Origin of the sequence: Klebsiella sp. CN_Kp088 (genome assembly GCF_040064335.1) — a bacterium.
Lineage (GTDB): Bacteria > Pseudomonadota > Gammaproteobacteria > Enterobacterales > Enterobacteriaceae > Klebsiella > Klebsiella aerogenes.
In genome coordinates this window covers 156,859-164,158 of the sequence record NZ_JBEAIQ010000030.1, presented here as the reverse complement: position 1 = coordinate 164,158, position 7,300 = coordinate 156,859, and the positions used below count along the sequence as shown (strand labels likewise).

At 57.2% G+C, this 7,300-nt stretch carries 6 protein-coding genes; 5 read left to right on the top strand and 1 reads right to left on the bottom strand.

The window, feature by feature from the left end:
* Together ABLV08_RS19885 and ABLV08_RS19880 are read left to right on the top strand one after the other, a co-directional pair.
* Positions 1 to 217, top strand: a 217-nt coding sequence (locus ABLV08_RS19885; RefSeq protein ID WP_348856197.1) for a hypothetical protein, incomplete at its 5' end; no start/stop codon positions are given.
* A 130-nt stretch (positions 218 to 347) separates the two neighbouring features.
* Complete coding sequence (locus ABLV08_RS19880; protein ID WP_348856196.1) at positions 348 to 1,079, top strand: arginine ABC transporter substrate-binding protein; 732 nt, start codon at positions 348 to 350, stop codon at positions 1,077 to 1,079.
* A 41-nt stretch (positions 1,080 to 1,120) separates the two neighbouring features.
* On the opposite strand, the gene orn is transcribed toward ABLV08_RS19880, so the two are convergent.
* On the bottom strand, positions 1,121 to 1,666 hold the full coding sequence (orn, locus tag ABLV08_RS19875; RefSeq protein WP_015704162.1) for an oligoribonuclease: 546 nt from the start codon (positions 1,664 to 1,666) through the stop codon (positions 1,121 to 1,123).
* 94 nt (positions 1,667 to 1,760) lie between these two features.
* Here orn and rsgA point away from each other — a divergent pair, with 94 nt between their 5' ends.
* The 3 genes from rsgA (at position 1,761) to mscM (ending at position 7,286) form a co-directional block, all read left to right on the top strand.
* Positions 1,761 to 2,822, top strand: coding sequence for a small ribosomal subunit biogenesis GTPase RsgA (rsgA, locus tag ABLV08_RS19870; RefSeq protein WP_015704160.1), 1,062 nt, complete (start codon positions 1,761 to 1,763; stop codon positions 2,820 to 2,822).
* A gap of 150 nt (positions 2,823 to 2,972) precedes the next feature.
* A complete protein-coding gene (asd, locus tag ABLV08_RS19865) occupies positions 2,973 to 3,935 on the top strand; it encodes an archaetidylserine decarboxylase (protein WP_015368643.1) in 963 nt (320 codons plus the stop codon).
* Positions 3,936 to 3,959: 24 nt separating this feature from the next.
* Positions 3,960 to 7,286, top strand: coding sequence for a miniconductance mechanosensitive channel MscM (mscM, locus tag ABLV08_RS19860; RefSeq protein WP_032715465.1), 3,327 nt, complete (start codon positions 3,960 to 3,962; stop codon positions 7,284 to 7,286).
* Positions 7,287 to 7,300 lie beyond the last annotated feature (14 nt).

Here is a 7,300-nt window from a genome sequence, read left to right as displayed (position 1 = left end):
AACTCGCGACCCCGACCTTGGCAAGGTCGTGCTCTACCAACTGAGCTATTCCCGCGTTACTGCTATTTTGCCATATTTCGATGGCGTCGTAATTTGCATTTCTGCGTCGTTACGGGAGGCGCATTATACGAGAATTCGATTCACCTGCAACCCCCTGGCGAGCACTTTTTTTCGTTTTTTGTTTGAATGGACATTTTCTCGCCACGCAGCCCTCTGAATTGTATAAATAACCGCCATAATTAGCAAAATATCTTTTTACCCCCGCGCGATTGGCGCAAAATCGCCCGCATTACACCGCGGAGGTTATCCGCGATAAGGTCCACCATGACGACAATCAGGGATTCAGAATGAAAAAAGCGCTTACCGTCCTGCTGCTGACCACATCCTTCATCGGAACGGCTTCTGCCGAGACTCTCCATTTTGGCACCACAACCGCCAATCCGCCGTTTGAGACCGTCAAAGGCAAAGGCCAGGCAACGGGTTTCGACATTGATTTGGCCAATGCGCTGTGTAAGCAGATGCAAGCGGAATGCAAATTCACGCCGCAGCGCTTTGATACCCTCATTCCGGCGCTGCGCTTTAAAAAGTTCGACGCCATAATCGCCGGCATTGAAGTGTTGCCGATGCGTGAAAAGCAGGTCGCCTTCAGCCAACCTTATCGCCAGGAGCTATCCGGCGTGGTAGTCACGGCAAAAGACGCCGCTCACGGGTTTGCCGACCTGCAGGGTAAAAAGCTCGCCGTGGTCAAAGGCAGCGTTCATCAGCGTTATCTACGCGATAAACAAAAAGGCATTCAAGCCGTCGCCTTTGGCAGCGATAGCGACGCGCTGGCGGCGTTGAAAAGCGGCGAAGTCGACGGCGCGATCGGCGATTTAGCGACGATGGACCAGTGGCTGGCGGAGAATCCTGATTACGCCGAGATGAAAGAACGCGCCACCGACCCGGCCTACTACGGCAAACAATATGCCATCGCGGTACGCAAAGACGATCCGGAGTTGCTTAAGCAGATTAACGACGCGCTGGAGGTGGTAAAAGCGTCGCCGGAGTTCCAGCAGATGGAACAGAAATGGTTTAAGTAAGGCAGCAAAAAGAACGGGGCCATGTCGGCCCCGTTTACGCTTCAGAGCTTAATAAAATGCTCGCGATAATAGGCTAACTCGGCGACGGATTCGCGGATATCGTCCATGGCCTGGTGAGTGCCCTGCTTTTTAAAGCCATCAAGGATTTCCGGCTTCCAGCGGCGCGCCAGCTCTTTCAGGGTGCTGACGTCGAGATAGCGATAATGGAAGTAAGCTTCCAGTTCCGGCATATATTTGAACAGGAAGCGGCGGTCCTGACCGATGCTGTTGCCGCAAATTGGCGATTTCCCCGCCGGCACCCACTGCTTGAGAAACTCAATAGTGGCCAGTTCCGCTTCGCGGTCGCCCACGGTACTGGCCTTCACGCGATCGACCAGCCCGCTGCCGGTATGAGTGCGCACGTTCCATTCGTCCATTAGCGCCAGCTGAGCATCAGACTGGTGCACGGCAATGGTCGGGCCTTCTGCCAGAATATTAAGATTCGCGTCGGTGACCAGGGTGGCGATTTCGATAATGCGATCGCGCTCGGGATCCAGCCCCGTCATCTCAAGATCGATCCAAATCAGGTTGTTTTCATCTGCACTCATGCTATTTTCCACCCTTCTTGCGTGACTATATTCATCTAAAATAGCGTGTATCATAGAGGTTTTGCCCCATCAGGGCGACCAGGAGCCAGTTCGATTGAGTAAAAATAAGCTCTCCAAAGGCCAGCAGCGCCGCGTCAAGGCCAACCACCAGCGCCGCCTGAAAACGACTTCGGAGAAGGCCGACTACGATGACAACCTGTTTGGCGAGCCTTCTGAAGGTATCGTCATCAGCCGTTTTGGTATGCATGCCGATGTCGAATCCGCGGATGGCACGACCCACCGCTGCAACATTCGCCGGACCATTCGTTCTCTGGTGACCGGCGACCGCGTGGTCTGGCGGCCAGGTAAAGACGCCGCCGACGGGGTCAACGTCAAAGGTATCGTCGAAGCGGTACATGAACGCGCCTCGGTGCTGACGCGCCCGGATTTTTACGACGGCGTGAAGCCTATCGCGGCAAATATCGACCAAATCGTGGTGGTTTCGGCCATTTTACCCGAACTGTCGCTCAATATTATCGACCGCTATCTGGTGGCCTGCGAAGCACAGAATATCGAACCGCTGCTGGTACTGAATAAGATAGATCTGCTGGACGATGACGGCATGGCCTTCGTCAACGAGCAGATGGATATCTATCGCCAGATCGGTTATCCGGTATTGATGGTGTCCAGCCATACTCAGGACGGCCTGAAGCCGCTTGAAGAGGCGCTGACCGGGCGCATCAGTATTTTTGCCGGCCAGTCCGGGGTGGGTAAATCCAGCCTGCTGAACACGCTGCTGGGACTGCGGGAGGAGCAAATCCTGACGAACGACGTCTCCGATGTGTCAGGGCTCGGCCAGCACACCACCACCGCCGCGCGTCTTTATCACTTCCCGCACGGCGGCGATGTGATCGACTCCCCGGGCGTCCGCGAGTTTGGCCTGTGGCATCTTGATGCGGAACAAATCACCAACGGCTTTGTCGAATTCCATGATTATTTAGGCCATTGCAAGTATCGCGACTGCAAGCACGACACCGATCCGGGCTGCGCCATTCGCGAAGCGGTAGAAAAAGGCGCCATCGCCGAAAGCCGTTTCGCCAACTATCACCGCATCCTGGAAAGTATGGAACAGGTGCAGGTAAAAACGCGTAAAAGCTTTTCATCAACCGACGACTGACATTTAAGCTGTCGTCGCTATACGTACTCGCTTTGCCAGCACAACGGCGCGGATACAATTCGCTGAAGTTTACGTATAGAATCGTCCCCCTTTTCAGTACCCCGCACCAAAGCGGGGTCAGGAACGACAATTAACGGCCTGGAGGCTACCTTGTTAAACTCGTTTAAACTCTCACTACAATACATTCTGCCTAAACTGTGGCTCACCCGCCTCGCAGGCTGGGGGGCAAGTAAACGAGCAGGCTGGCTGACTAAACTGGTTATCGATCTGTTCGTCAAATACTACAAGGTCGATATGAAAGAGGCGCAGAAGCCAGATACCGCCGCTTACCGCACCTTTAACGACTTCTTCGTTCGCCCGCTGCGTGACGATGTTCGCCCGCTCAACACCGATCCTAACGTGCTGGTGATGCCGGCTGACGGCGTTATCAGCCAGCTTGGCGCTATCGAAGATGACAAAATTCTGCAGGCCAAAGGCCACAATTACACCCTGGAAGCCCTGCTGGCGGGTAACTACCAGATGGCTGACCTGTTCCGTAACGGTAGTTTCGCCACCACTTACCTGTCGCCGCGCGACTATCACCGCGTGCATATGCCGTGCAACGGTATCCTGCGTGAGATGATCTATGTCCCGGGCGATCTGTTCTCGGTAAACCACCTGACCGCGCAAAACGTACCGAACCTGTTTGCTCGCAACGAGCGCGTCATCTGCCTGTTCGATACTGAATTTGGCCCGATGGCGCAGATTCTGGTCGGCGCAACGATTGTTGGCAGCATCGAGACCGTCTGGTCCGGCACCGTGACGCCGCCGCGCGAAGGCATTATCAAGCGCTGGACCTGGCCTGCAGGCGAAAGCGAAGGCTCCGTTGCGCTGCTGAAGGGCCAGGAGATGGGTCGCTTTAAACTGGGCTCAACGGTGATTAACCTGTTTGCGCCGGGCCAGGTGAAGCTGGTTGAACAACTGCAAAGCCTGTCAGTCACCAAAATCGGCGAGCCGCTGGCAACGGCCGTAGAAACTGATATCTCCGTGGAACCTGCGCCGTTGCCGGAAGAAGAGATCCGCGCCGAACACCGCGCCAGCCCGCTGGTTGACGATAAACAAGACGAAGGTTAATTCCTGACGACAAAGGGTTACGCCGTGCGCCTGATATACACTTTTCTGTTGGCCTTGAGCCTCAGCTTCGGGGCGTACGCAGCGACGGCCCCGGACGTCAAACAAATCACCCAGGAACTGGAACAGGCGAAGGCGGCGAAACCCGCCCAGCCTGAAACCGTCGAAGTCCTGCAAGCCGCGCTGAATGCGCTTGAGGAACGCAATGCCTCCGTTGAGCGCGCTCGCCAGTACCAGGACGTCATCGATAATTTCCCCAAACTGTTTCAAACTCTCCGCGCCCAGTTAGCGAATGTCGGCGATACGCCGCACCAGGTGCCTACCGCTCTCACCGCCGAAGCGCTGAATCAGGAGATCCTGCAGGTCAGCAGCCAACTGCTGGAAGCCAGCCGCCAGGCGCAGCAGGAGCAGGATCGGGCGCGGGAAATCGCCGACTCCCTTAATCAATTACCGCAGCAGCAAACCGACGCCCGCCGCAAGCTTAATGAGATTGAACGCCGCGTCGGCGCGCAGCCCGGCAATACGCCGCTGGCGCAGGCGCAAAATCTCGGTCTGCAGGCGGAATCCGCGCGTCTGAAAGCGCTGGTCGACGAGCTGGATCTGGCCCAACTCTCCGCCAACAACCGCCAGGAGCTGTCGCGCATCCGCTCTGAGCTGGCGCAGAAACAGAGCGAACAACTCGATGCCTACCTGCAGGCGCTGCGTAATCAGCAAAACAGCCAGCGCCAACGCGAAGCGGAAAAGGCGCTGGAAAGTACCGAGCTGCTGGCGGAAAACAGCGAAAATCTGCCGCCGGGGATCATCGACCAGTTCAAAATCAACCGCGAGCTGTCGCAGGCGCTCAATCAGCAGGTCCAGCGCCTGGATCTGGTAGCCTCGCAGCAGCGACAAGCCACTAATCAAACGCTCCAGGTGCGCCAGGCGCTGAACACCCTGCGCGAACAGTCGCAGTGGCTGGGATCATCGAATCTACTGGGCGAAGCGCTGCGCGCTCAGGTCGCCCGTCTGCCCGAGCGCCCGCGCCCACAGCAGTTAGATACTGAAACGGCCCAGTTGCGCGTGCAGCGCTTGCATTACGAAGACCTGCTCAGCAAGCAGGCGCAGCTACGGCTGATTCGCCAGGCCGACGGCGAACCGCTCACCGCGGAACAAAACCGCATCCTGCAGGCGCAACTGCGCACCCAGAGCGAGCTGCTTAACTCGCTGCTGCGCGGCGGCGATACCTTGCTGCTCGAACTGACGAAACTGAAAGTCGCCAACGGCCAGTTAGAAGACGCGCTGAAAGAAATTAACGAAGCAACCCACCGCTATCTGTTCTGGACCTCGGACGTCAGCCCAATTGGCTTCTCCTGGCCGCTGGAAGTGGTGCAGGATCTGCGTCGTCTGATCTCGCTTGATACCATCAACCAACTCGGCAAGGCCAGCGTCATGATGCTGACCAGCAAAGAGACGCTGTTCCCGCTGTTTGGCGCGCTGGTGCTGGTGGGCTTCAGTATCTATTCGCGCCGCCACTTTACCCGCTTCCTTGAGCGCTCCAGCGCGCGGATTGGCAAGGTGACTCAGGATCACTTCTGGCTGACGCTGCGTACCGTGTTCTGGTCAATTCTGGTGGCTTCGCCGCTGCCGGTATTGTGGATGACGCTCGGCTACGGATTGCAGGCGGCCTGGCCCTTCCCGCTAGCGGTCGCCATTGGCGACGGCGTGACCGCCACCGTGCCGCTGCTGTGGGTAGTGATGATTTGCGCTACCTTCGCCCGGCCGAATGGATTGTTCATCGCCCACTTCGGTTGGCCGCGTAACCGCGTCGCCAAAGCCATGCGCTACTACCTGATGAGCATTGGCCTAATTGTGCCGCTGATAATGGCGCTGATCATGTTTGATAACCTCAACGACCGCGAATTCTCCGCCTCGCTGGGCCGCTTGTGCTTCATGCTAATATGCGGCGCGCTGGCGCTGGTTACGCTGAGCCTGAAACACGCCGGGATCCCGCTGTATCTTGATAAAGCGGGCGACGGCGAGAACATGGTGAACCGTCTGCTGTGGAACCTGCTGCTCGGCGCGCCGCTAATCGCGATGCTGGCGGCGGCGGTGGGCTATCTTGCCACCTCGCAGGCGCTACTGGCGCGACTGGAAACCTCGGTCGCCATCTGGTTCCTGCTGTTGGTGGTTTACCATATTATTCGCCGTTGGATGTTGATTCAGCGTCGGCGTCTGGCCTTCGATCGCGCCAAACACCGCCGTGCGGAAATCCTCGCCCAGCGCGCCCGCGGCGAAGAAGATACCGCCCACTCCACCAGCACCGAAGGCTCGGTCGAAGCGGAAGTCAGCGAAGTCGACCTCGACGCCATCAGTACCCAGTCCCTGCGCCTGGTCCGCTCGCTGCTGATGCTGATAGCCCTGCTGTCGGTGATTATTCTGTGGTCGGAAATTCACTCGGCATTCGGCTTCCTCGAAAATATCTCGCTATGGGATGTGACCTCCACGGTACAGGGCGTCGAAAGTCTTGAGCCTATTACCCTCGGCGCCGTACTGATTGCCATTCTGGTGCTGATTATCACCACCCAGCTGGTGCGCAATCTCCCGGCGCTGCTGGAGCTGGCGATTCTGCAACATCTGGATTTGACGCCGGGTACCGGCTACGCCATCACCACCATCACCAAATATCTGTTGATGCTAATTGGCGGGCTGGTCGGCTTCTCGATGATTGGTATTGAGTGGTCGAAACTGCAGTGGCTGGTGGCGGCACTCAGCGTCGGTCTTGGTTTTGGTCTACAGGAAATTTTCGCCAATTTTATCTCCGGCCTGATCATCCTGTTTGAGAAACCGATCCGTATCGGCGATACGGTCACTATCCGCAGCCTGACCGGTAGCGTGACGAAAATAAATACCCGCGCCACCACCATCAGCGACTGGGACCGCAAAGAGATCATTGTGCCGAACAAAGCGTTCATCACCGAACAGTTCATCAACTGGTCGCTGTCGGATTCGGTCACTCGTGTGGTGTTGACTATCCCGGCACCCGCGGAGGCCAATACGGAAGAGGTCACGCAGATTCTGTTGACCGCCGCTCATCGCTGCTCGCTGGTGATTGATACCCCGGCGCCGGAAGCGTTTCTCGTTGACCTGCAGCAGGGGATTCAGATTTTCGAGCTGCGTATTTACGCCGCCGAGATGGGACACCGTATGCCGCTGCGTCATGAGCTACATCAGCTGATTCTGGCGGGTTACCGCGCGCATGGCATCGACATGCCGTTCCCGCCGTTCCAGATGCGTCTGGAAAGCCTCGATGGCCTACGCAGCAGCCAGCCGCTGAACTCAGCGGGTAAAAGCAGCCGTACGCCAGGAAGTTTGTAAGCACTAACTAGCCC

Coding starts and splice junctions, on each gene's coding strand:
- orn (WP_015704162.1), bottom strand. CDS start 1,666: ATGAGTGCAGATGAAAACAACCTGATTTGGATCGATCTTGAGATGACG.
- ABLV08_RS19880 (WP_348856196.1), top strand. CDS start 348: ATGAAAAAAGCGCTTACCGTCCTGCTGCTGACCACATCCTTCATCGGA.